Genomic DNA, 22,672 nt, shown 5'->3' with positions numbered 1-22,672 from the left:
ACCCATGGTTGATGGCAGGTCCCGCAATAGCATCCGAGATCAGGGGTAAGTCAGCCATTAAGTTTAACGTACCTACTGCTGCGATTACAACAATGATCCTGGCGACGCTAGGTTTCGAAGCCCTCTATTATTCGCTAGGTTTTAAATTCACTACAGAGGCTCTCGCAAACCCCAATGTTAATGCAATCCTTAATTTCTGGACCGTGGCCATGGCGATTTCAAATAATGCAATTATTAAGTGGCTCATAGGCCTATCCTCGGTTGTTTGGTACCTGGCTGTTTTGGCCTATGGTGCAATCGTCGTCGTTAGGTATTGGTTCGCCCTAGCCTTCGACAGGGTCTGGCCAAGCGCATTCGCCTACCTAAGCCCAAGGTTTGGAACACCAATATACGCACATATAACGGATTTAGTAGTGACTGCGGTATTGATAATGGCTACTGGCATATTCTACCAAACGTTCACGGCATTGTACAGCACTGAGGTTGGTCCATTAACCTACCTAGCCCTTGTAGGTATCGCCGCGGTAATCATAGCAATGAGGAGGAGGGAGCTAAGTAATAGGGTCAGGATTGCCTTAGCCATATCCGGTGTACTACAATTCCTGGTTTTCCTATACCTGGACTACGAGTTCCTGGCTTACCCACAGATATGGGGAGGCAATTGGTTGGCATATGGCGTGATAATGGGCGCCTTCGTACTGGGCGTGGCGGCCTACATGGTCTCTAGAGTAATTAACCTTAGAAGGTATGGTATAGACATATCAGTGTCCTACATAGAGATACCGCCCGAGTGATTAAGAATGGAATCTGTTGATTTAATCATTAGGGCTAAGTACGTAATAACAATGGGGAATCCATTAGTTATTGAGGATGGTGCCGTGGCCATTAAGGATGGGGTAATAGTCAGCGTTGATAGGGCCGATAGGGTAATGAGCAACTTTAAGGCTGAGGAGATCATTGAGAGAGGTAAGCACATACTGATGCCCGGGCTAATTGACGCCCACACCCACACACAGCAGGTTTTCCTGAGGTCATTCGTAAACGATAGGAGGCTCTCACTGCCTCAGATTTGGACAAAGCTCTTAATACCCTTCGAGGACCTACTCACGGACGACCTAGCCTACCTATCAAGCCTAGTCAGCGTAATCGGTATGGTTAAAAATGGCATAACCACCTTCATAGAGGCTGGCGCACCCAAGCCTCTCGAATTAACTAGGGCCGTCAATGAGGTTGGTATTAGAGGAATTATTACGCCATCAACCTTCGACATTGGCGAGAACAAATTATTAGATACTAAGGAGGTCATTCGTAGGGTTGAGGATTTACTACCGCCCTTGACGAATTATGGGAGCTACTCATTAATATAGATTTCGAAATAAGAACACGCAGAAGCACGCAACACGTAATGTGCAATTAAACATAACCCTCGACACCACCTCATTACACAGCCAATCCCCTGCCCCGAAGTACTAACCAATATAGCACTCATCGTAGGAAACAAGAAGCAAACAAAATTCATGGTGGGCCCGCCGGGATTTGAACCTGTCTCTTGTGGTTGTGCCTTGGGTTTGTTTGGGCGGTTCGCCGTTCCTCACGCCAATACTACCTTTGGTAGTTTCTCCATTATTTTCCTCGGCACGTGTTGTTTGGATTAGGCGTTTGTTGTGGTTGCCATTATTGTGTGGTTGGTGTTGTTTTATGCCTATGTTCGTAGTGCCTTATAAGCCTTGTTGTTGAAATGATTATTGGTGTGGGTTGGGGAGACTACGTAATAGCATGGTTAATGACGTATCGAGGAGTTGATTGCCAACTGTGGAATTACGTCCATAATAAGTGCGTGGAATCAAAACTATGCAGTGAGTTGGCTAAAATGCTTGTGGGTGAACTTAGGAAACATAGGTGTTTCGACAATGCACCTAGGTGAGTGCTTTGCTGTGGGTGGGTTCAAAACCAACGGGCCGTCCACAAAGGACAAAGGCCCGATGAGTCAGGGAAACAACCTAGAAACAAGAGACGAGACCTCCCTGCCTCAACCCACCCAGGCAGGGAGGATAAAGCCATGCACAGAATTAATAAAACAAGCAACAAAATGCCTAGAAAACAACGACAAGAACTGCACCATGAGGAAGATCGAGGAGTTAATAAAGGCAGACTGCCACAATGGCTATGTAGTTGGTAGGGAAGTTGTGGGCAAGGTTAAGGATGTGGTTCATGAGTTATGGCTTGCTAGCAGTGGCGATAATGAGTTTAGGTGTGAGTTGCTAAGGATGTTTAGGGATCTCGACATATCAAAGGGTTGGGTTAGGGATGCGTTACATAGAAGCAATAAAGCACTTAATACGTGGCTCGCTAGATGCAACATTGATGGGGAGAGTAGGATGGCAAGGAATAACGTCGTTGAAGAAATCGAGGACCTACTGAGGGAGAGGTTTGGTTGGAATGAAATTAGGATGTGCGAGGAGTTGTGGCGGTTCGTCGGTGTTGATATTGAAGCCTTTAGGAAATACGGTGTGGAGCCGTGCGTTTGGCTCAATGGTCTAGAGACGCTAAATGACTTGAAAAACCCGTATTGGCTCGGATTGAGGGTCAGCGACTTGGCAGTTAGGAGACGTAGTAGTGCAATCGAATTGATAATAAGCACTACAAATAGCATTGACGCTGTATTCTTTGCAAAGATACTAAGCATGGTCAAGACGCCGAGCATAAAAATCGAGTGGAAAGCAGCGCCGGGTATGAAACACGTATCTAAATCAATCGGCTTATCATTTTACATAGCCCTAGGCGTTAATGAATGGCCCTGGCTGATTAAATTAAACGCAAACGAGCTCAAAGAAATAATCGAGAACTTCGGTGATAAGGAGCTTGCGGAGTTCATAGCAGGCGAAATCGATGGAGATGGGTCAGTGTGGTATGAGGGAACTGCCTATGTAGAAATTTCAACATGTAAAGCTTGCCCGAAGAGAATAATCGACGTGCTGAAGGAGGTAATTGCCGAGAGGTTCGGCATCGTTGGAACATACAAAACAGAGGATGTATTAACGTTCAAAGGCAAGAACGCCGTTAGGCTACTTAGACTCATCACTAGGTACATACACCATCCACTTCGCCGTTTAAGGGCCGAGCTAATTTTGGCGCTTTACGACGGGAGGATAAGCCCCGAGGAGTTCGAGAGACTCTACGAACCAACAAAGTACAAACGCGGGAAGCCAGACATCAAGAGGAACCACGCCCTAGAAGCCCTAACGAGAGCAGCCCCACAAACCCACACCCACGAGGATTAAAACAATTTTCCAAAACCCAAACCGAGAAACATAGAACAAAATTCGTTGGTACAGCCGCCGGGATTCGAACCCGAGCCCCTTGCGAGGACGGGATTACCCGTCTTTTTGATCTCAAGTCCCGTTCGGGTCCCCACGGTTAGTCCCGTAGGGATCGCCTTGGGCCTGGCTCGGGTGGCCAGGACTGTGGGTAAGGCATTAACTATTGGTATAAACTATGATAAATCGTCATTCAACACTATAACGTTAATGCGTGCACTAACGGGTTGGGGTGGTCGTTTAATTAACGATAATGTTGGCGTCATGAGGCCTGGGTATAGGGCTGACCTCGTAACGCTCAGGCTTGATGATCCGAGGATCCTGCCCATACATGACTCAATGGAGACCGTAATAACGGCTTTAAGTGGTCGTGAGATTAATGATGTATTGGTTAATGGGGAATTCATAGTTAATAATAGTAACCTTGTCAAGGTTGATGAAGTGGAATTGATCAATAAGATATACGATGTAACACCGACAATAACTGATAAGCTTAGGGAGTTTGGTATGTAATTTATTTTCGTTTTACTTTAAATAAACAATAACCTGGTTAAAAGGTATGTCATATTTTAAGATCTGGTTCATACTATTTAATTAAGGTTTGTGATTAAGACCTGTAGAATTACCGAGCTAGCCCTCGGTATGAGTTAGTTTTTTAAGGTTATAACATGCCAATCGTTAGAATGGTGCTGCTTAAAACCATATTATGCTGCATTGAATTGCTTGTATTTAGCATAATTGCTGGATTACTAGGGTCACTCACAGGGCTTGGAGGTGGTACAGTACTTGTGCCGCTATTAACCCTATTCCTCGGTATACCGATAGCTTACGCCGCGGGTGCATCATTGATATCGACAATAGCCACATCCAGTGGGGCGGCTAGTGCGTACATTAGGGATAAGATAACGAATGTTAGGATTGGTATGGGGCTTGAGATAGCCACAACCACGGGCTCGATCGTGGGTTCACTCACGGCAGCCTTTATTTATAGCCATGGTCTTGCCTGGATAGTTTATGTGGTGTTTGGAATAGTGATATTAACGTCAATAATACCGACAGCCCAGAGGGGTAAGTACGAAATACCCGACCCAAGACCACCCGATTGGACAACAAAGGTCTTCAAGCTATACGGTAGTTACTATGATGAGGCCCTAAAGACTGAGGTTAAGTATTGGGGTGTTCGTTGGTGGTTGGGTGAGTTGATAATGTTCTTTGCTGGTTTTATTAGTGGTTTGCTCGGTATTGGTAGTGGCGCCCTAAAGGTTCTCGGTATGGACTGGGCCATGAACCTGCCAATGAAGGTTAGCACAACAACAAGCAACTTCATGATAGGAGTGACAGCAGCAACGGGTAGCGCCCTCTATTGGTACTTTGGTTACATACAGCCCATGATGGCTGCTGTAACAGCAATAGGGGTTTTAATAGGTGCGATGTCTGGTACCAAGATTCTCGTTAGGATAACGAACAAGCAGGTTAGATGGGTCTTCCTGGCAATACTTGCCTTCCTGGGTATGGAGATGCTCCTCAAGGGTCTATACATGGATCACATAATAACGATACCTGTGGCGACACAGTACGCATTGAGCCTTATATTCACGGCAATAGTTATGTCACTGTTGTATTACCGCTATGGAGTGCTTGCCCGTAAACCAAATAGAGAGGGCGTGGTTATGGGTGGTGGTAATGCCTAGGTGGGATATGGATTACATAATCGGGTTGACGCTTAGGTATGGCGTTATAATAAGCATAGCCCTAATACTAATAGGTATAGTTCTGTTTCACGTTAAGGGCGAGGCCCTTGGATGTAGTGAAAACCTAGTCATGTCACCCACATCTCCAATAAACACCACAGTCATACCCCCAGGCTATGCATTATCTAGGTTGCCTTACCTGGATCCATTGTCATTCGTAATCTTAGGTCTCATGGTCCTCATAGCCACACCCGTACTTAGGGTTGCACTTGGTGTTGCATCATTCGCCATGGAGAGGGATTGGCTTTATGTGCTTATAACAACGGTGGTTTTCATAAACCTCATGCTTGCGATATTTATTTTGCCATCAATAATGCACCTACACGCAAATTACCAACTACTCAGAATACTTTGCCCACAACGTTGATGATAAACATCATTATTTTAACCATGCATACCCTTAAAATGATACTATTACTGAGGCCATTATTATTAGGATATAGGCAATAAGTGTTAATGCTGTGGGTACTTGATTAAAGAACAGAAAACCCCAGAGGGCGGCTAACACGGGTTCCACCGTGGCTATTACAGACGCTGTCGAAGCCTTCACCTTAGAAACCCCCATGGCGAAGAACCTATATGGAATGACCGTAGTCACTATACCCAGGTATGCACCCCAAAGAATGGGCTTTGCCATGAGCCTCCACGTATGTGTTATAAATGAATATACCAGAGCCACAGGTACCGTTATTATCAACGTATACGGTATAGCACCCCATGAAACATCAATCTCATTACCACCTCTGGCATAATACCTGGCAATGGCTATGTACGACCCATAGGATATACCAGAGAGCAGGCCTAGAGCTACGCCGAGGGGATTAATGGCACCGCTGATTGATTGGGCACCAATCAGCACTATTGCAACTAAAACCAGGGAAACACCCAGGACACCCTTAATACCTGGTCTCTCGCCCAGGATTAGCGCAATCAACGTTGCCCATAGAGGTGCTGTGTAAAGCAGAAATGCTGCTAAACCAACACCGGCTATTACTGCCGCTATTGGATACGCAGCAAATAATACACCCAATGCCAAACCGGCCATTAATGATGACCTATTCAAGGATCTACGTATAAATAAAGCCACAATCGATGCAAAGATCGATCTAAATACAGGCAAGACAATCGGGTTCGTACTAAGGACGCTTACAACACCAATTGTTGACCAAAGGGATGCGGCGATGATTATGTAAAAGCCAGGCCATAACCTCCTCCAACCCACGAGGTAGGGCGCATATAATGGTTAATTTTTAGTATTACGCACTTCTTTGCACAGTTAATGCGCCTTTTGTAACGTTCAAGTAAATACCTGAGGATAGTGCGGCTATTACGAGTACAAAGCCCCATAATGCCAACGGCTCCCTTAATGCGTATGGCATGAGGAGGCTAGATACTGAGGAGGCTATGGTCCTGCCTAAACCCGTGACTAGGCTATAGAGCCCCATATACCTACCCCTCGCCTTGGGGTCCGCAAGCATGTTGGCAATGCTTTGTGATATTGGTGAAACGATCATTTCTGCCAGGGTTATGAAGAACATGTCCACAATAGCCCATGTGAAGTTTGGGATGAAGGCAACGGCTAGGTAGCTGATGCCGTAAATTACCATACCAAGGGCTATCAAGCTTGGTCTCTTCAGGTACCTACCTATTAAGTCCTGTAAAAATACTACGAGCAACCCATTCTCCATGTAAAGTATTCCTACCATGAAGGTGCTTAATCCATCATGCACATTATAGTAAATGACCCCCTTCTCGCCCTGAAGGGTAGGGTTTCCACCTTGGGGGTCTCGACCGTTACTCCCTCTTTTGGGGGTTATTGGTTTCACGCCATTGCTTGTTATTATGTAGCTTAGTATTTTCTTTGGTATTGGTGTTTTGTAACCGACTCTTTTTGCTATGTTTCTTGCTGCGTTTATGTCTGCGTTGATTTTTATGCCCGTTAATGGGCATATGTACAATCCCCTCTTTACCCTACCGTTTTCGTGCTCCATGTTGCATATTGAGCATTGTTTGCTTGTTCCGTACTCATTCACTATGTTGAGTTTGATTCCATACTCCTGCAATACTTCGCTGAGCCATTTAATGATTTTGTTGAACCACCAAATATTGGTGTTGAACTCATTACCATTGTCTTGGCTAACTAGGTATGGGTAGCCGATGAAGACCTCATCAACGCCCATTTCATGCATTGCCCTCGCCAAGAACCTAATGGCTGTCCTGTAGTAGTGCCTAAGCCTCTCCCTCCTCTTGTAAACCGCGTGTAAGTAATGAGTGTGGTACTTTTTCCATGACTCGAATCCGTGGTTCCTCAACCAATCCCTAATTGATTGGTAGGTCTTGACCTCCCTCTTCCAGTAGTAATACTCCGCCTTTATTGTCGAGCCCTTGATTAAAATCGCAGTATCACTGTGATTGAAGATCACTGCGAACAGGTTGTTCAAGCCAATGTCTATGAAAGCCTTATTACTACCCCTAGGATTCTCGATTTGTATTTTCTCGTGGATGCCCCTCACGTAGCCCTTTGGGTTACTCTTTGCTGGTTTGGCGCCAACCTCAATGGGCACGTATGCGAACCATCTGTTATCCTCAAGCTTGATTACAAGCGTGCCTTGTTTACCAGACCACTTTATCCTTCCTGCATACTTTATCCTCAAGCCCCAGTCCCTGAGGATTATGTATCCTTCCCCACCATTGATAGGCTCGATGTAATACCTATCGTTCCTAACTAAAATGATTAACCTCCTCTTGCCTAGTAGCTTGTCCTTCCAGAAGCCAGGTGGTGATGGCTTATTCATGAACTTCGGCAGCTCGCCCTGCCTGTACAGCTTGAGTAGTTCGAAGTATGACTTCCAAGCATTGTTGTTTAGCTGAATAGCAACCCCAGCGTTTACGCCAAGCCTATCCCTATACCTATGGTAGAACTCATGCTCTGTACCCTCGAAATCAACCCTACCCGTTTCCCTATATTGCACCAATCTAGCATAATTAAGCTCATTCCATAACTTGGCAGTGGCATCTGCTAGCCTTCGCAGTCTCCTCTCCTGAGCGCCACTAGGCAGAAGCCTCAACCTAACCGTACGCACATTACTTGACTTAGAAGAAGAGGGAGTGCCCGGGTTGGCGAAAAGGGTGGGTAATCGACCCACTAATTCATCCAAAGAAACCAAACCTCCTCTCGGAGGCACCAACCCAGGCACCAGCCAACCAGCAAGGCAGAGTTTTATAAACCTGATACTGAGCCCCCACACAGTGAAGCAACCCCACCCTAAAGGGCGAGACTTGACCATTTTGTCAATAGGGGAAAGCCCAATTGACCCATCACTAGGAAGGTTAGGAATGACGGTATCAGAAAAAGCGCGGATCGCCTATTAACGTGAAACGTGAGTCCACGCTCAGGGATACGCCCAGTCTCGGGTAATGAAACTAATAATGGAAGGGCAGCAAGTGGTATTAATGAACCAAGCAGCAGTAATAATCTGAAGCCATAAATCTCATAGAGTAAACCACCAATGGCTGGACCAATAGCCCATCCAGCATTTATCCCAACCCTCAACCTACTGAAGTACCTAATTAGTGATGAAAAACCAATTGCGTAATCACCAACCAGTGATGTGTTAGCCACACCATAGGCATTGTTAAAGAAGGATTGTATTAATACCATGATTATAACAATGAGGGGCTTGTTTATTATGAAGGCTATTAATATCACCATTGATGATATTACCGATGAAACAACCATTGTTTTAACCCTACCAAGGAGATCCGTCAAATACCCACTAACAATAAACGCTATCGAACTAACAATCGCCTGCGCCACGTAGAATAGAGAAACCGACGTTAAAGGTAATTTGTAATACTGATACAGTGCGAATCCCGTGAAGGACCACAGGAGAGAACCACCGAGCGACCTGATGGCACCTATTAAGGCGAGTTTATTGCTTAGTTCCATTTCTTAGTACTGATGGGACGACCTGCTTTTAAGTATTGCAGAGAGACGCACTTATTAATGTGTATGTATTGAAGTATTGTGCCATTGCTACCGGTATTACTGGCGATCCTCGTGTTTCTGCCCAATGGTACGTATCAACAGTTGAACCCCTGGATTAATAATTACGGAATAGCAACGTACCCACTGAACTATGCAGTGATTTATAGCCATGTGCTTGGGTCCGGAACATACACCATGTACTTGCCACCAGGCGGTTATTACTCCATTGAGGTTTCAGGACCTGGACCACTAGGGCTTTATATGTGGGCTAGTTCTAGGGTAATTCTTCAAATACTAAATCAAACAGGTTATGATGAGTTAAGATCAGGTGGGCAGTACCAGCCATTGTTTATGTTTGTTGGGTCATCAATGAATACTACGGTTTACGTACCTCAGGGTACTTACTACGTCATTGTCGTAAACAACGGCTCGATAGCGATCAATGCCGTACTAGCCATAATGCGGCACTACCCAACAGCCCTCATTAATGCACCGATTGGTATTGTTGACTATGGGCTTGCCCCAACGGTCAATGGTTACATACCATACTCTTACATAACAAGGGAATTCCTGGGCAGTGCGGTAATAAATGAGGCAGTAATTACAACAATAACCAACTGCCAATCCTTACCACCAGGTTCCTTCTCATTACAGCTTAATGCAGTCCTTGAGCTAAGTGTTAACGGTCACACACAGTATTATTGGTTGCAGAACGTGATGATAATAGATCCAAAGAACGAATTATTGCTGCCATTAGTTAATGTTTGGAATATGAGCAGTGAGTCCCTAATAATGAACCCACTCTATATTATCGGAAGAGGCTCCGTAATAAATAATACAGCATATGCATACATGGGTAATTGGACACCATACACCACACCATTGGCAATAAACCTAACCATAAGCGTAAACAATACACCCAATGGGTTTCCCGATTTATTATTCAGTTACTCAATGAACGGAATTAAAGAGCTTGTTGATAACGTCACATTATTATTAAGACCGGATTGGGGACCGTACTTAGTCGTTAATGGTTCGGAATACTCACCACTAGGTTACCTGATTGATTCAGAATTCATAATTGGTGGGCCAGGTTGTGGCGCCACAGTGTTTGCAAATGAAGTAAACGCATCTCTGTCGCTTTATTATCTAGGGCCAAGCAATAGGTTATTTCCCGTACCAACAGCCTGGAGCTTTGGTAGTGATACCGGCGAGACGATAGTGAACGTTGGAGAGGAGGCTATAGGTCCCGCCGTTGTTAAGTTAATGGCAGGTAATGAGTACCTGGGGCCCTTAACTAATGCCGATTACATAAGTTTCTTAGTAATCAACAACTATTTACTAAATGGCACAAGTGTCTGATTAATGCCGTTCATTGAGTAACTGAATAATAAATCGGGAAACCCACGGCATCATTTATTGAGTAATAAGCCATACCATACACTTACGGAGAAAAGCAAAACGGTGAAGACAATTATCACATGCCGGGGTGGCCGAGCCAGGTCCAAGGCGCAGGACTTGAGATTGAAACACAAGCAATCCTGTCCCCGCAAGGGGGCCCGAGTTCAAATCCCGGTCGGGGCGTTCTCATTCAATTCCTTTTTATGGGGTTGGTGGGCTTGTTCCCCGTGGGTGTGGGTTTGTGGGGCCGCTCGGGCGAGGGCTTCCAAGCCGCGGTTCCTCTTGATGTCATCCTTCCCTTGTTCGTACTCTGTTTGTTCATAGAGTCTCTTGAACTCGTCAAGGTTTATTCTTCCGTCATAAAGCGCCAGGATTAACTCAGCCCTTAGGCGGCGGAGCAGGTGATGAACAAATGGTCTAATCAACCTAAGCAACCTAACGGCGTTTCTGTTGTAGAACACCAAGGCATCGTTTGTTCTAAGCGACCCATCGCCTCCAACGATGCCGAACCTCTCGGCGATAACCTCCTTCAACACATCGAGCACCATCCTCTTCGGACATTTTTTTACAGGCCGAAATAAACACAGCAACATAGCCATTCTCATGGTCATACCACACTGTCCCATCCCCATCGATCTCGCCAGCCACGTATTTTGCAAGCTCCTCATCACTGAAGCTATTGAGTACTTTCTCGAGTTCATTGGCGCTTAGCTCAGGCCACGGCCACTTATCGATGCCTAGGTCTACGTAGTATCCTAAAGCAATTGCTTTACGTACGTATTTCGCGGACGGTGCTCCTCTTTCAAATTCAATATTTAGGCTTGGTTTCTTGACAGCGCCTAATAATGTCGGGAAGAATATGGCATCAATAGCATTCGTAGTACTTAATCTCAATCTAATTTTATTATCGTGTTTCCAAACCACCAGGTCGCTCTTAGCCATCCCAAGCCAATACGGGCATCTTAAGTCGCTTAGCAGTTCTAAACCGCTTAGCCAACTACACGGCTCTATATCATATTTCCTAAACTCATTAACATTAACACCGACGAACCGCCACAACTCCTCACACATCTTGACCTCGCTCCAGCCAAACCTCTCTCTTAGCAAACCCTCGATGTTCTCGATAACGCTGTTCCTCGTTGTTCTGTTTTCCCAATCGATGCCACACCTGGCGAGTAGTTCATCTAAATAATGAATTGTCCTATGTACTGCCCTTGTGGCCCAAGTTCTCGACACATTAAGACTCTTAAGCATTCTTAGAAACTCGCACCTTTCCTCATCATTGTTCCTTAGCCACAACTTATGCACCAACTCCCTAACCCCGTCAGCAACCTCCTTGCCCACCGCATGGCCGTTGTGGCAGTCTGTCTTTATTGCCTCTTCGATCTTCCTCATGACGCAATCCTTGTCTCCATTGCCTAGGCACCTCATTGCTTGTTTTATTAACTCGGTGCATGGCTTTGTCCTCCCTGCCTGGGTGGGTCGAGGCAGGGAGGTCTCGTTGCTTGGCTTTAAACTCTCCTCATTGACCATCGGGCCTTTGTCCTTTATGGACGGCCCATTGATTTTAAACCCACCCTTGGCGATGCACTCAATTAGGTGCATAACCGAAGCACCTATGTTTTTTCAGTTTATCCGTGAGTGTTTTGGCTAACTCGCTGCATAGTTTTGATTCCACGCACTTACTATAAACGAAGCTCCACAGTTGGCAATCAACTCCTCGATACGTCAACAGCCATGCAAACGGCCACTCCACACCCAACAATTATTTTAACAACTAGGTTTATAAGGCACTACGAACACGGGCACAAAACAGCAACGCTAATAATGCGCACAATACTCATGAAGAGCAACTACAAACACAACAAACACACAACACAACAACACGCACCAAGGAAAATAATAGGGAAACTACCAAAAATAACACTGACGTGAGAGGCGCAAACATCCCTCGTGTTTAAACACAGCCCAATTGGGGTTTGTGAACCTTAGCTTAATGACGACAAGCAATTCACTAGGCATCCAATTGAAACCCAACCTGCACCTCGGCAATCATCCGTGCACCACGGCTTCAGGCATTGGGTCATGGCCTCTTGATAAACCCTCTCTGAGTAATCAACCGTGAGCAAGATTATTGCGGAGTTGGAGTTAATGAGAGCGGGCTACAACGCAGTGAAGTTCATAGGCCCATAGATGCCTGGATAATATCCGGGAGGTCCAGAGGGGTAGGTTTGACTACACTAGGGAGTACCGGTACTCACGGGCTCTCGAGTATTATTAACTACGGAAAGGGTTGTTAATTTTGGTAATAACACGTTGGTGAGGCTTACAGGTATTTGGGTGAATGGCATGCCTGTGGGTAATTCATCGCTTGAGTTGTTAATGAATGGGTCGTATGTGGTGAGTTACAACTGGGCTAGGTACTATTGGCTTCAGGTAATCGATGAATCGAATCAAGTAACGAATATGAGTGGTTGGTACTTAGCGAATTCTATCGTTAATATTACCGTGCCAAAGACAGCAATCTATTTCAATAACGACACCAGGTTGGTGTTTGCCAAGTTCCTAACCAATGCAACCCATTATGTGGTTAGTGGGAACTCGATAGTATTGTTAATAAACCTACCAATTCAGTTAGCAGTTGATTGGGTTAGGGAGTATAATGTCTCGTTAACGTTATACACCATAAACAATACGCCCATAATTACGGAGCACCTTGGATGGCTACCCATGGGCTCTGAAGTAACTAACGTAACAATAGGCGGTATCAAATACCCACTGGAAATGCCATTAAGCATAACAGGGCCTGAATTAACGGCTATAGTTGATGCAAAATACGCACAATTCGTGGTGAGGGATTCACTGAATTTACCGGAGCCATTAGCACATATTCTAATTAAATACGATGGGCAGGAAATAGCGACATCAACTAACATTCTCGGTGTAACACCAAGGCTATTAATACCCACGAGCAGTGCATGCACAATTATGGCGCAACCCATAGGCTACTACAGCCTTGCATTGATTGTGGTGGTAGCGGTGCTGATTATCGTAATCCTTAAGAAATCGAATTTTCAAGCCCTAAACCATTCGAAAGCGATGTAATGCATCTTGCCATCAGCATCGCTCTGCGTAGCTAAAACAAACCTCTTATTGACTGAGTGACTTAACCTGGCAGCCCTCGTTATATCCAGCGCAGTGACAGCCCTCCTAGGTTCTATAAAGTGGAGAAGTATAGGTGCGTGGTCTATTCCTGGACCTCTCTCGTAGACTGCGAATAATGAACCAAACTTGAGACCGCTCTTTACTACGAAACCTCCATCCCTTAATTCCATGTATATTGTGTAGACTTGGTCGAAGTTTGCCACGGTATCCCTACCAATCTTTACAAGAGCATCTCTACCTAGTTCGTTACCGTCACGGTCATAGACCTTAAGCAATCCCTTATCCACCAGGTATAGGGCTTCGGTTATTGATAATTGCAATGGTGAGCTCACATTATTAACTTCATTCAATTTGACCTTATCCTCACCGACAAACTTCCCATAAAAACCCATAGAGTATAGGCTCCTTGCTTCATTAATATCCGCAACAACCACAGCACTACCTACTAAATACCCCCTAAAGACCATGAGGCCCATTGAGACCCCGTGTGCGAACCTTTAAGTCTCTTTCTCCTCCTTAGGACCCAGTGGCTTACGTATTGTGGCAATGCTATTGTCCGCAACACCCAATCTTCTCATCTCCTCCTCATTGCACCAAACCTCATTCCTCGGCACATCTTCACTAGGTATTACCTTAAGCACGTACTTCCTCTCCCTAGATCCACCACCAACTAGGACTATCTCAACCTCATCCTCAATACCAAGCTCCTTCAAAACCTCTGGATGTATCTTCGCCTTTCCTTCATCAACATCGCTCCTACGCCTAATCCTCAACCTCCTTTCACGCCTCTCCTTCTTCTCCTCGCCCTTAATCCCGCTGGGTGTTAGGAAGCTTGGTATTAATAGTCTCCGTTGAGACGCACCTTCGCTGGATTTACTCTCACCTGGCTTGCTTTCACTCATCGAGATTAGGTTATGTGCTTCATTTTAATACTTATCCTTAATCCAGATCCCCAACCTCTCCCTGCCTTATTGAGGGAAGAATACCTAACGCCCTTGCACAATCAATACAATACCTACTCAACCCAACCCTAACACTATCCCTCCTACACACCAACCTACCGCACCTAGCACAGTGACCCACAGCCAACCTCTCGTGGCAGATTTGGCATAACGTGCTTAGGCAAACCCTGCATATACCCAGTGATGCCTCGAAATCCTTAGCACACACTAACCTACCGCAAATACGGCATCTGGCAATTGCAGGCTCCTCCTCACAAACCTCACAGAGTGCCCCATCCACCTTAGGTGATTGTATGTTTGCCGTATTAAAGGATTTAAGTATATGGTATTAATTACGTAATAATCACATAGCACTAAATCACACACTTGGTGTTATTTTACCTAAATAGGTGCAACTAAGGATTTATTAAGCAACATAACCTGCTGTTTGGGTTGTTTATGATTAATATAACGAATATTGTAGTTGGCGGTGGTACCGTTAGTTTATCGATTAAGGGTCACGATTATGTTAAGGGTGATAGGGAATTCACGGACATAGGTAAACCCCTTATATTTTGGAACATCACCTATAGATGCAACCTAAGGTGTGTGCATTGTTACATAAATGCAATACAGGGCTTGTCCAGGGATGAGTTGAGCACGGAGGAGGCGTTGAGGGTTGTTGAGGACGCGCATGAACTTAGGACGCCATTGCTCATCATAAGCGGTGGCGAGCCGTTAGTTAGGGAAGACATTGTTGAGATTATGAAGAGGGCTGGTGAGTATGGCATCAAGGTATCCCTAAGTACGAATGGTACGTTAATAACCAGGGATTGGGCTGCTAAACTTAAGGAATTGAATGCACAATACGTCGGCATTAGCATTGACTCACCCATACCAGTGATCCACGATAAGATAAGGGGTGTTCCTGGTGCTTGGGACTTGGCCATTAGGGGTATTAGGAATGTTATGGAGGCTGGAATACCCGTTGGCATTAGAACCACGGTTACCAAGCTAAACATAGACCACGCACAGGAGGTTGTTGAGTTGGCCCATAAACTAGGAATATCTAGGGTTGCCTTTTACCACCTGGTGCCCAGTGGTAGGGGTAGGGGCATTATCAACCTAATACCAACACCCGACCAATTATTCAGGTTCCTCGCAAAACTTATTGATGTGGCTAAGAAGTATCCCGATGTTGAGATCCTCACAGTAGATAATCCAGCAGATGGTGTCGTGGCAGCTTTATTAGCGAGTAATGATGAGGATGAGTTCATGAGAAAGCTTAGGCTTGTTAGTAGAATGGGTGCCTGTAGTGCTGGTAGAAAGGTTATGTCAATATACCCGAATGGTGATGTCTACCCATGCCAATTCTTCAATGATAAACCAATGGGTAATGTCAGGAGGGAGAGGCTTACGGAGATTTGGTTAAGGCCTAGGCTAAATAGTGAACTTGTGATTAGGCTTAGGAATAGGGATTATGGTGCGTCACAATGCATGAGGTGCCCATACCTAAGGTACTGCGGTGGATGTAGGGTTAGGGCTGGGGTGCTCAACGGAGATGTGTGGTCCATGGATCCACTGTGCACAATGAAATCGTTGGTAAACCTATGGAGACTTGGTGAGGTTAACCTAAGCCCCTGGCAGGTTAGGATAGCTAAGGATTTCGAATCTGCCGTGCTCAATGCAAATTATTAATTTAAGCAACACAATAAAGGTAAAAAACCGGCTTACCTACCCGTAATTTGGGAAAATGGTTAATTTGTTGATAAAGGTTCTTGGAGGCGGTGGTGAGGTTGGTAGGATGGCGGTGTTCGTTAAGGATGCGACTATGGATAAAGGGTTCCTATTCGATTATGGAGTTAACTTTGATGAGAACGATAGACCAGTCATGCCGGGTCACGTGAGGCCTAGGGATCTTGCTGCCGTTTTCCTGAGCCACTCGCACCTTGATCATTGCGGCGCTTTGCCAGGCCTATACGTTAGTTCGCCGCCCCCTGTCTACGCAACACCATTAACACTTGAGTTGGCTGATATAATGTTTAAGGATGCCATCAAGTTAAGCGGTTATTACCTGCCGTATGAGGATGAGGAGATAAAGGCTGTGCTTGATCACGCAATACCAGTTACCTATGGTGAGGATATAGATGTGGCAAATGACGTTAGGGCATACTTCGTTAATGCGGGTCATGTACCAGGTAGTATGATAACGATTTTGGAGATTAATGGTGCCAGGGTGCTGTTCACGGGTGATTTCAATTTAGCACAAACAAACCTATTGCGCGGTGCCGACCTGGGAAGCATACCTAGGGATGTCGATGTTGTAATTATGGAGGGTACCTACGTAATGAACACGCACCCACCTAGGGAGGAGGTTGAGAGGGACTTCATTAAAGTCATTAGGGAGACAATCGAAGGAGGCGGTTCTGTATTGATACCAGTGTTCACAATAGGTAGAGCCCAGGAAATATTGATTACACTTTACAAAAACGGCGTTGATTACCCCATCATAATAGATGGACTAGCCAGACTGGCGAATCAGGTGGTAGCTAGATACCCGCATTACTTGGCTAATCCGGAGCTTTATATGAAGGCTGTGGAGAACAGCCTTGAAATTGCTGCGGATTACCAAAGACGCTCCCTAACGAAGGAGCCAGTCATAATAATATCACCTGCAGGTATGCTTAAGGGTGGAGCCGCAGTCTATTACCTAAAGAGGTTAGGTAAGGATCGTAGGAATGCCGTAATATTACCAAGCTACCAAGCACCAGACACGCCTGGTTTTGAGTTATTGACTAGGGGCAGGGCATTCGTTGATAAGAGCGAGGTTGTTCTTGAGGCTAAACTTTATTGGTTTGATTTCAGCTCCCACAGTGGTAGGGCTGAGCTTGAGACATTCATTAGACACTTTAACCCGGATACCAAGATATTGCTCGTACATACGGAGGCAATAAAGGCCCTTCAATTCCTAGATAGGTTGAAGGATAAGTACGGCATCGATAATATCCACGTACCCACAAGTGATGAGTCGATAATCGTGAACGCGCATAGATAATAATATTACGTCCGCATTTTGTTGATCACCCTGAAGTAATATAAGACTTAGTAATAACGTGCAATGATTACGATAAAAGGATTTAAATAGCCTTGCTGGGACGGGTATCGTTATGTCGCAGATAAAGATTGAGGAGGTTAAGTCATCGTTTGAGAGGATCGGATTGCATAGCCACATAAAGGGTTTGGGTGTTAGAGATGGAAAGGTCCAGTTCTCAGCAGATGGCTTTGTTGGACAGACTGATGCTAGGGAGGCTGCCTACTACGTTGTTAAGATGATAAAGGCGGGTAAGTTTGGGGGTAAGGGCGTGCTCATTGTTGGACCGACTGGGACGGGTAAGACTGCGCTGGCTATAGGTATTGCTAGGGAGCTTGGTTTAGACACACCGTTTATCCAGATAAGCGCTGCCGAGGTCTATAGTGTGGAGGTTAAGAAGACCGAGTTCCTAACCAGAGCCCTTAGGAGTGCAATAGGTGTTAGGATACGTGAGTGGCGTAGGGTTTATGAGGGCGTTGTTAAGGGTATTGACTATCAATTCGGTAAACACCCATATAACCCATATGTTCAGGTACCCAGGAGTGCAACCATAACCCTCGCCACGAAGGATGAGGAGAAGAGATTGAAAGTACCTGCCGAGATTGCTGAGCAACTCATTGAGTTAGGCGTTGAGGAGGGCGATGTTATTTGGATCGATGAGGAAACCGGGAGGGTCTTTATCCAGGGTAAGGGTGAGGGTGGTGAGACATACGACATATACGTTAAGAGGAAGACTGAGGTACCCAAGGGACCTGTCTATAAGGAGAAGGAGATAACCAGGTTCTTCACGCTAAATGATTTAGATATTTACCAGGCTAGGCAACAGGGTCTGTTGAGCGCCATGATATTCGGCTTTGCCACTGAGGAGAGGGAGATACCAAATGAGGTTAGGAGGGCCGTTGATGAGTTCGTGATGAAGGTCATAAATGATGGTAAGGGCGAGTTGGCGCCTGGTGTCTTATTCATCGATGATGTTCACATGCTCGATATCGAGACCTGGGCCTACCTAAGCAGGGCTATGGAGAGCGAGTTAAGCCCGATCATCATACTAGCCACCAATAGGGGTATAACGAAGATTAGGGGTACAGATGTTGAGTCGCCTCACGGTGTCCCACTCGACATGCTAGATAGGTTGATTATAATTAGGACTAAGCCATACACAGCGGATGAGGTTAGGGAGATAATAAAGATAAGGGCTAGGGAGGAGAAGGTATCACTGTCTAATGATGCACTCGAGGAATTAACAAAGATCGGTACCGAGGAAAGCCTTAGGTACGCAATACAGCTCCTAACCCCTGCGCAACTTAGGGCGCAGGAAGTTGGGCATAAGGAGGTTATGAAGGATGATGTTGAGTACGTTAAAAGGCTATTCCTCAGCGTTAAGGAGAGTGTTCAATACGTTAAGGAGTATGAGAACTACTTCCTGCGTTAAAATGAAATTCTGCGGTTGAGGAAGAGTTAAGATTAAAAGGAGAGGAAACCCTGCTGATTGGTGATATATCATGCTTAGCATGAATGATGTCGTCCAGGCGATATACACGGTCACTAGGTTGGTAACAGTCCCAATAAACATCCACGCCATAGTTTACCTGGCAGGTAGGGATTGGTCAATGCTTGAGAGGGATGGGGCACACGTTGTCTATCGCACCACCGATACCCAGGGAAATCCCGTAACCGTGAGATTAAGGGTCAGGGAGGCTGAGGCTGGCGGTTCTCGGTATTATGAAGTTTACGGTATGGAAATGCAGTTCAAGTACATGGGTAAGGATTACCTTGCCGTATACCCAATCGATAACGCAGGAATCATAAAAACTAAGGTTAATGATAAGGACCTACTCGACATAGGTACTAAGGTTGGCGGTGGCGAGCCTTGCATTGCAACATTGAGGATAGGTAGTGTACCATCCGTGTGTAAGCAAATTGGTAAATTCTACATGGTCATTGCAAAACTATAACCCCCGCATTACAATAATTGCAATCTATTAATTTTAAATTTTGGCGATTCAGCTAAACTTAAAATCGTGCACCATCTTTTAACTACTAAGACGCGATGATGAACCACCTACCTCAAAAGAGGTTGGTTTCTTGATTTAAATGCATGCTGCAGCCGGCCTCCTCCTCTTTAATCAGTAGCGGCGATCCTCCATCACCGATCCGTTGGGTTCCTTCTCATCACATCTTGATCCCATTTAAGGAATTGGTTTTTATACCAATTTTTAGTTATATTTAAGCTCAAATGTCTAGAATAATAAGGGATTTTTGGGGCAAGATATTGTCGCCACTGTACGTTGGAGAGAGGGAGTTCCTGGATAAGTTAGTTACACATCTAAGACTTAGCCAAAGGGCTCTTGACATACTTGAGAGCATGGTTTTGAGCGCGGTGGAGAACAATAACATAAGTAAGACCAAGGTTTCTGAGGGCATGAGGGAGATAGCTGCCCTTGAGCGCGAGGGTGACGAGATAGTTAGGCAGGTAAACGATGAGATACTCAAGGGTGCAGTTCCAATAACGACTGCATCCATAATGGATACCATTTTAAATAAATCCGATGATGTCCTCGACGGTATTCACGTATTATCCAGGGAACTCAGGCGAACATACTTCCTATGCAACACGGACCCTGTCAGGAAATTCCTTGGTGAGGAGTTTCTCGAAATGTTGAGGATAGGTAAGGAGGCGCTGAAAAACCTCATTGAAGTAATCAATGACTTAAACACAAAGAGCTTTAGCGACATTAGGGTAATGGTCATGGGTATACAGAAGCTTGAGGAGGAGGTCGACGACATAAAGGATTCAGCGCTGGATAAACTTTATTCAAATGCCAAGGAATTAACTTACCTGGAATTCATGAGTAACACAAGCTTAATATTTGGTATAGATGATGTGCTCGACTCAATAAAGGACATAGCCTACATGCTACTAACCCTAATCAGCACCTACGGTACGTAACACAAAAATAATAACTTAACATAAATCTTCGGTGAACATAAAGGCCGTATTCTTTGACTATGACGACACACTCATCGATGCAAATAATGCCAGGAATCATGCGCGCCGTACTGTCGCTACTAGAGTAGCGCAAAACCACGGCTTAAATGAGGCATTGGTGCTTGAGGCAATCAAGAATGTGGAGACTAGGATGGAGGCTAATGGTGTATTTGATAGGAGGATTTGGTTCAGGGAAATGGCCAATTCATTAGGCATTGTGTTAAACCCTGGTGAAATTAATGAGTTGGTGAGGATTTATTGGAATTCTTGGTCCTCAGAAAGTAGGGTATTTTCTGACGTGATACCAACACTGAAGGCATTAAAGAGGTGTGGGTATGTGGTGGGTTTGATAACGAATACGGATGGCGAACCTGGATTAAAAAGAGGCAGGATTAATCGAGATGGGATCCTAAATCTATTTGATGTAGTAATAATTGCAGGGGACGATACAGAGCAGGTAAAGCCATCTCCTCAACCCTTCCTTGAAGCCCTCAAGATTATTAACATCAAAGGCAATGAGGCAATTTATGTTGGTGATAAGCCAGGCAGTGATATTCCTGGGGCTAAGGCTGTGGGTATGTGTACAGTAATAATTGATAGGTATGGCACACTGAAACCCAATTTGATGAATCCAAGACCTGACTATGTTATTAAATCATTATTTGAGCTGTTGCGGTTGCTTGCGTGCCATTATGGTTAGGTAATGCATATTAATAGTTATTAATATTCTCATTCTTAATGGAGAATGAGAATAGGAATATTAACTATGATAACAAACGGCAAACCTCGCCCTTTAGGGCGGGGAGGAGGTCAGAATCAAACGAAATACGAAGATGAAGACGACTCAAAAAGATGCCACGCAGTGGAAGCCCCTAGCCCGAGCGGCCCCACAAACCCACACCCACGGGGAACAAAGCACAAACACATGAAAGAAAGACATAAAAACAGTAGAGACAACATTGTGGTTGGTGTTTCTGTTTGTGCCCATGTTCGTAGTGCCTTATAAGCCTAGTTGTTAAAGTGATTGTTGGTGTGGGTTTGGGTGTCTATGTAATGGCTTGGCTGTTGGCTTACGGAGGTGTTGATTGCGGGTTATGGAGCCATGCCCATCGGGTGCGTATGGTATCAGAACTGTGTGGCGGTAAAGCAATGGGGGTGAGGAAATGCCTAGGTGATGGGCATGCCACCACAAACCACAACCAATGAAACAAGGAAACCACTACGTAGGGCTGTGGCTGTCGAGTTGGAAGTCACTAGGGAGCTCAATAGGTTGCTCTACTCCGTTGAGTCTGTGTACCTAGGCATTGTTCGTGAGGTTGTTGAATACGCCGTTGAGAACAATGTCACGAGTACAGTGAAACTCCATAGGCTGTTTTATCGCAAGTATAGGCTGGAGCATCAAGGCTTGAACTCACAATTAGTCCTCCAGGCGATTAGGCAGGCGTCTGAGATCGCGAAATCATTCGTTGAGAGGAAAAAGAGGGGCTTGGCGTATAAGCCCTATCCGGAGGTTAAAAACGTATCTATTAGGTTTGTCGTAACGACTTGGAGTTATGAGGAGTTCGTTAAATCAATAGCCCCAGTTAGGCTTGAGCTATCCTTACCCGGTGGGAGGAAGGAGGTTTGGATTAGACCTCACAAGCGCTTCTGGCAATACTGGTGGAGGGTTTTGAGAGGAGAGGCGGAATTAGCGTCAACGTTGATTGTTAAGAGAAGGGCAAACAAGTGGTATGCCATATTCATCTTCGAGATAAAGCCTAGGGAGGAGGAGCCAAAATCAATCATCGCCTTCGACATCAACGAGAACACGGTAGCAGTGGGCAGGATTGACATCGAAACCACTGTGGACAAAGTAGCGAAATGGAACAAGCAATACTTAACGCCACAGCTCTACATGATAAGGACTGACTTCGGTAGGTTGGCTAGGAGGTATGAGAAGGTTAGGAATGCGATTATTGAGAGGCTCAAGCCTAGATTCGCATTACCGAGCGGTAATTACGTGAATGTGACAAGCACTAGGGAGTTTAGG

The 22,672-nt window shown here is 45.3% G+C and carries 24 protein-coding genes, 1 tRNA gene and 2 pseudogenes; 19 read left to right on the top strand and 8 right to left on the bottom strand.

What is annotated here, in order from left to right:
- The 7 genes and pseudogenes from B7L70_RS06740 to B7L70_RS06710 form a co-directional block, all read left to right on the top strand.
- Positions 1-794 (top strand): annotated as a pseudogene (locus tag B7L70_RS06740) (APC family permease); the annotation flags it as partial.
- A 6-nt stretch (positions 795-800) separates the two neighbouring features.
- Entirely contained in the window at positions 801-1,367 is a 567-nt protein-coding gene (locus tag B7L70_RS06735) for an amidohydrolase family protein (protein ID WP_081227110.1), read from the top strand.
- Positions 1,368-1,750: 383 nt separating this feature from the next.
- Positions 1,751-1,924 carry a hypothetical protein gene (locus B7L70_RS13380; protein ID WP_162009120.1) on the top strand — a complete coding sequence of 58 codons (174 nt, stop codon included), beginning with the start codon at positions 1,751-1,753 and terminating at the stop codon, positions 1,922-1,924.
- Positions 1,911-3,281: an LAGLIDADG family homing endonuclease gene (locus B7L70_RS06725; RefSeq protein ID WP_143701569.1), complete on the top strand. Its 1,371-nt coding sequence runs from the start codon at positions 1,911-1,913 to the stop codon at positions 3,279-3,281. The genes B7L70_RS13380 and B7L70_RS06725 overlap by 14 nt, the downstream gene beginning before the upstream one ends.
- A gap of 183 nt (positions 3,282-3,464) precedes the next feature.
- Positions 3,465-3,830, top strand: coding sequence for a hypothetical protein (locus B7L70_RS06720; protein ID WP_143701568.1), 366 nt, complete (start codon positions 3,465-3,467; stop codon positions 3,828-3,830).
- A 170-nt stretch (positions 3,831-4,000) separates the two neighbouring features.
- Complete coding sequence (locus B7L70_RS06715; RefSeq protein ID WP_081227106.1) at positions 4,001-5,008, top strand: sulfite exporter TauE/SafE family protein; 1,008 nt, start codon at positions 4,001-4,003, stop codon at positions 5,006-5,008.
- The gene (locus B7L70_RS06710; protein WP_081227105.1) at positions 5,001-5,435 is read left to right on the top strand and encodes a DUF1634 domain-containing protein; all 435 of its coding nucleotides are present in this window, start codon (positions 5,001-5,003) and stop codon (positions 5,433-5,435) included. Before B7L70_RS06715 ends, B7L70_RS06710 begins: the two co-directional genes overlap by 8 nt.
- Positions 5,436-5,468: 33 nt before the next feature.
- On the opposite strand, the gene B7L70_RS06705 is transcribed toward B7L70_RS06710, so the two are convergent.
- The 3 genes from B7L70_RS06705 to B7L70_RS06690 form a co-directional block, all read right to left on the bottom strand.
- On the bottom strand, positions 5,469-6,290 hold the full coding sequence (locus tag B7L70_RS06705) for an EamA family transporter (RefSeq protein ID WP_081227104.1): 822 nt from the start codon (positions 6,288-6,290) through the stop codon (positions 5,469-5,471).
- A gap of 34 nt (positions 6,291-6,324) precedes the next feature.
- Complete coding sequence (locus B7L70_RS06695; RefSeq protein WP_238376138.1) at positions 6,325-8,265, bottom strand: RNA-guided endonuclease TnpB family protein; 1,941 nt, start codon at positions 8,263-8,265, stop codon at positions 6,325-6,327.
- Positions 8,266-8,333: 68 nt separating this feature from the next.
- The gene (locus B7L70_RS06690; RefSeq protein ID WP_238376137.1) at positions 8,334-9,017 is read right to left on the bottom strand and encodes an MFS transporter; all 684 of its coding nucleotides are present in this window, start codon (positions 9,015-9,017) and stop codon (positions 8,334-8,336) included.
- A 78-nt stretch (positions 9,018-9,095) separates the two neighbouring features.
- Between B7L70_RS06690 and B7L70_RS06685 the strand changes: the two genes are divergently transcribed.
- Both B7L70_RS06685 and B7L70_RS06680 read left to right on the top strand, forming a co-directional pair.
- Positions 9,096-10,418 carry a thermopsin gene (locus B7L70_RS06685; protein WP_238376136.1) on the top strand — a complete coding sequence of 441 codons (1,323 nt, stop codon included), beginning with the start codon at positions 9,096-9,098 and terminating at the stop codon, positions 10,416-10,418.
- Positions 10,419-10,543: 125 nt separating this feature from the next.
- Positions 10,544-10,640: transfer RNA gene (locus B7L70_RS06680), tRNA-Ser, on the top strand.
- Here the strand turns inward: B7L70_RS06680 and B7L70_RS06675 are convergent.
- Together B7L70_RS06675 and B7L70_RS06670 are read right to left on the bottom strand one after the other, a co-directional pair.
- The gene (locus B7L70_RS06675; RefSeq protein WP_081227102.1) at positions 10,622-10,993 is read right to left on the bottom strand and encodes a hypothetical protein; all 372 of its coding nucleotides are present in this window, start codon (positions 10,991-10,993) and stop codon (positions 10,622-10,624) included. The genes B7L70_RS06680 and B7L70_RS06675 overlap by 19 nt on opposite strands.
- Positions 10,935-12,062 carry a hypothetical protein gene (locus tag B7L70_RS06670; protein ID WP_101940252.1) on the bottom strand — a complete coding sequence of 376 codons (1,128 nt, stop codon included), beginning with the start codon at positions 12,060-12,062 and terminating at the stop codon, positions 10,935-10,937. Before B7L70_RS06670 ends, B7L70_RS06675 begins: the two co-directional genes overlap by 59 nt.
- 63 nt (positions 12,063-12,125) lie before the next feature.
- Between B7L70_RS06670 and B7L70_RS13025 the strand changes: the two genes are divergently transcribed.
- Positions 12,126-12,392 (top strand): hypothetical protein, encoded by a 267-nt coding sequence (locus B7L70_RS13025; RefSeq protein ID WP_143701567.1) that lies wholly within the window; start codon positions 12,126-12,128, stop codon positions 12,390-12,392.
- Between the two features lie 414 nt (positions 12,393-12,806).
- Positions 12,807-13,562 (top strand): hypothetical protein, encoded by a 756-nt coding sequence (locus B7L70_RS06665; protein ID WP_143701566.1) that lies wholly within the window; start codon positions 12,807-12,809, stop codon positions 13,560-13,562.
- Here B7L70_RS06665 and endA read toward each other — a convergent pair.
- Genes endA through B7L70_RS06650 form a run of 3 tightly spaced genes read right to left on the bottom strand, consistent with a single transcriptional unit; the run spans position 13,532 to position 14,864 of the window.
- Positions 13,532-14,098, bottom strand: coding sequence for a tRNA-intron lyase (gene endA, locus B7L70_RS06660; protein WP_369907340.1), 567 nt, complete (start codon positions 14,096-14,098; stop codon positions 13,532-13,534). The two genes, B7L70_RS06665 and endA, sit on opposite strands and share 31 nt — an antisense overlap.
- Before the next feature lie 21 nt (positions 14,099-14,119).
- Positions 14,120-14,524, bottom strand: coding sequence for a hypothetical protein (locus B7L70_RS06655; protein ID WP_081227099.1), 405 nt, complete (start codon positions 14,522-14,524; stop codon positions 14,120-14,122).
- A gap of 37 nt (positions 14,525-14,561) precedes the next feature.
- Positions 14,562-14,864 (bottom strand): hypothetical protein, encoded by a 303-nt coding sequence (locus B7L70_RS06650; RefSeq protein WP_101940251.1) that lies wholly within the window; start codon positions 14,862-14,864, stop codon positions 14,562-14,564.
- A 158-nt stretch (positions 14,865-15,022) separates the two neighbouring features.
- On the opposite strand from B7L70_RS06650, the gene B7L70_RS06645 reads away from it, so the two are divergent.
- The 8 genes and pseudogenes from B7L70_RS06645 to B7L70_RS06615 all read left to right on the top strand — a co-directional run.
- Positions 15,023-16,261: a radical SAM protein gene (locus B7L70_RS06645; protein ID WP_081227097.1), complete on the top strand. Its 1,239-nt coding sequence runs from the start codon at positions 15,023-15,025 to the stop codon at positions 16,259-16,261.
- Positions 16,262-16,316: 55 nt separating this feature from the next.
- On the top strand, positions 16,317-17,618 hold the full coding sequence (locus B7L70_RS06640) for an MBL fold metallo-hydrolase (RefSeq protein WP_081227096.1): 1,302 nt from the start codon (positions 16,317-16,319) through the stop codon (positions 17,616-17,618).
- A gap of 112 nt (positions 17,619-17,730) precedes the next feature.
- Positions 17,731-19,086: a RuvB-like helicase gene (locus B7L70_RS06635; protein WP_081227095.1), complete on the top strand. Its 1,356-nt coding sequence runs from the start codon at positions 17,731-17,733 to the stop codon at positions 19,084-19,086.
- Positions 19,087-19,156: 70 nt separating this feature from the next.
- The gene (locus tag B7L70_RS06630; RefSeq protein WP_081227094.1) at positions 19,157-19,609 is read left to right on the top strand and encodes a hypothetical protein; all 453 of its coding nucleotides are present in this window, start codon (positions 19,157-19,159) and stop codon (positions 19,607-19,609) included.
- A gap of 281 nt (positions 19,610-19,890) precedes the next feature.
- Positions 19,891-20,604: a DUF47 domain-containing protein gene (locus B7L70_RS06625; protein WP_081227093.1), complete on the top strand. Its 714-nt coding sequence runs from the start codon at positions 19,891-19,893 to the stop codon at positions 20,602-20,604.
- 31 nt (positions 20,605-20,635) lie between these two features.
- Positions 20,636-21,343 carry an HAD family hydrolase gene (locus B7L70_RS06620; RefSeq protein WP_081227092.1) on the top strand — a complete coding sequence of 236 codons (708 nt, stop codon included), beginning with the start codon at positions 20,636-20,638 and terminating at the stop codon, positions 21,341-21,343.
- Between the two features lie 320 nt (positions 21,344-21,663).
- Positions 21,664-21,849 (top strand): hypothetical protein, encoded by a 186-nt coding sequence (locus B7L70_RS13375; protein ID WP_162009119.1) that lies wholly within the window; start codon positions 21,664-21,666, stop codon positions 21,847-21,849.
- Positions 21,824-22,672 (top strand): annotated as a pseudogene (locus tag B7L70_RS06615) (hypothetical protein); the annotation flags it as partial. The gene B7L70_RS13375 and the pseudogene B7L70_RS06615, both read left to right, overlap by 26 nt.

Source organism: Vulcanisaeta sp. EB80 (genome assembly GCF_002078205.2).
Note: the sequence above shows the minus strand (reverse complement) of the source record. Positions and strands in the feature narration are given on the sequence as shown.

Bases quoted from the DNA above. Each gene is read 5' to 3' on its own strand.
- B7L70_RS06735 (WP_081227110.1), top strand. From the start codon at position 801: ATGGAATCTGTTGATTTAATCATTAGGGCTAAGTACGTAATAACAATG.
- B7L70_RS06725 (WP_143701569.1), top strand. From the start codon at position 1,911: ATGCACCTAGGTGAGTGCTTTGCTGTGGGTGGGTTCAAAACCAACGGG.
- B7L70_RS06715 (WP_081227106.1), top strand. From the start codon at position 4,001: ATGGTGCTGCTTAAAACCATATTATGCTGCATTGAATTGCTTGTATTT.
- B7L70_RS06710 (WP_081227105.1), top strand. From the start codon at position 5,001: ATGCCTAGGTGGGATATGGATTACATAATCGGGTTGACGCTTAGGTAT.
- B7L70_RS06690 (WP_238376137.1), bottom strand. From the start codon at position 9,017: ATGGAACTAAGCAATAAACTCGCCTTAATAGGTGCCATCAGGTCGCTC.
- B7L70_RS06670 (WP_101940252.1), bottom strand. From the start codon at position 12,062: ATGCACCTAATTGAGTGCATCGCCAAGGGTGGGTTTAAAATCAATGGG.
- B7L70_RS06665 (WP_143701566.1), top strand. From the start codon at position 12,807: ATGCCTGTGGGTAATTCATCGCTTGAGTTGTTAATGAATGGGTCGTAT.
- endA (WP_369907340.1), bottom strand. From the start codon at position 14,098: ATGGGCCTCATGGTCTTTAGGGGGTATTTAGTAGGTAGTGCTGTGGTT.
- B7L70_RS06655 (WP_081227099.1), bottom strand. From the start codon at position 14,524: ATGAGTGAAAGCAAGCCAGGTGAGAGTAAATCCAGCGAAGGTGCGTCT.
- B7L70_RS06645 (WP_081227097.1), top strand. From the start codon at position 15,023: ATGATTAATATAACGAATATTGTAGTTGGCGGTGGTACCGTTAGTTTA.
- B7L70_RS06640 (WP_081227096.1), top strand. From the start codon at position 16,317: ATGGTTAATTTGTTGATAAAGGTTCTTGGAGGCGGTGGTGAGGTTGGT.
- B7L70_RS06635 (WP_081227095.1), top strand. From the start codon at position 17,731: ATGTCGCAGATAAAGATTGAGGAGGTTAAGTCATCGTTTGAGAGGATC.
- B7L70_RS06630 (WP_081227094.1), top strand. From the start codon at position 19,157: ATGCTTAGCATGAATGATGTCGTCCAGGCGATATACACGGTCACTAGG.
- B7L70_RS06625 (WP_081227093.1), top strand. From the start codon at position 19,891: ATGTCTAGAATAATAAGGGATTTTTGGGGCAAGATATTGTCGCCACTG.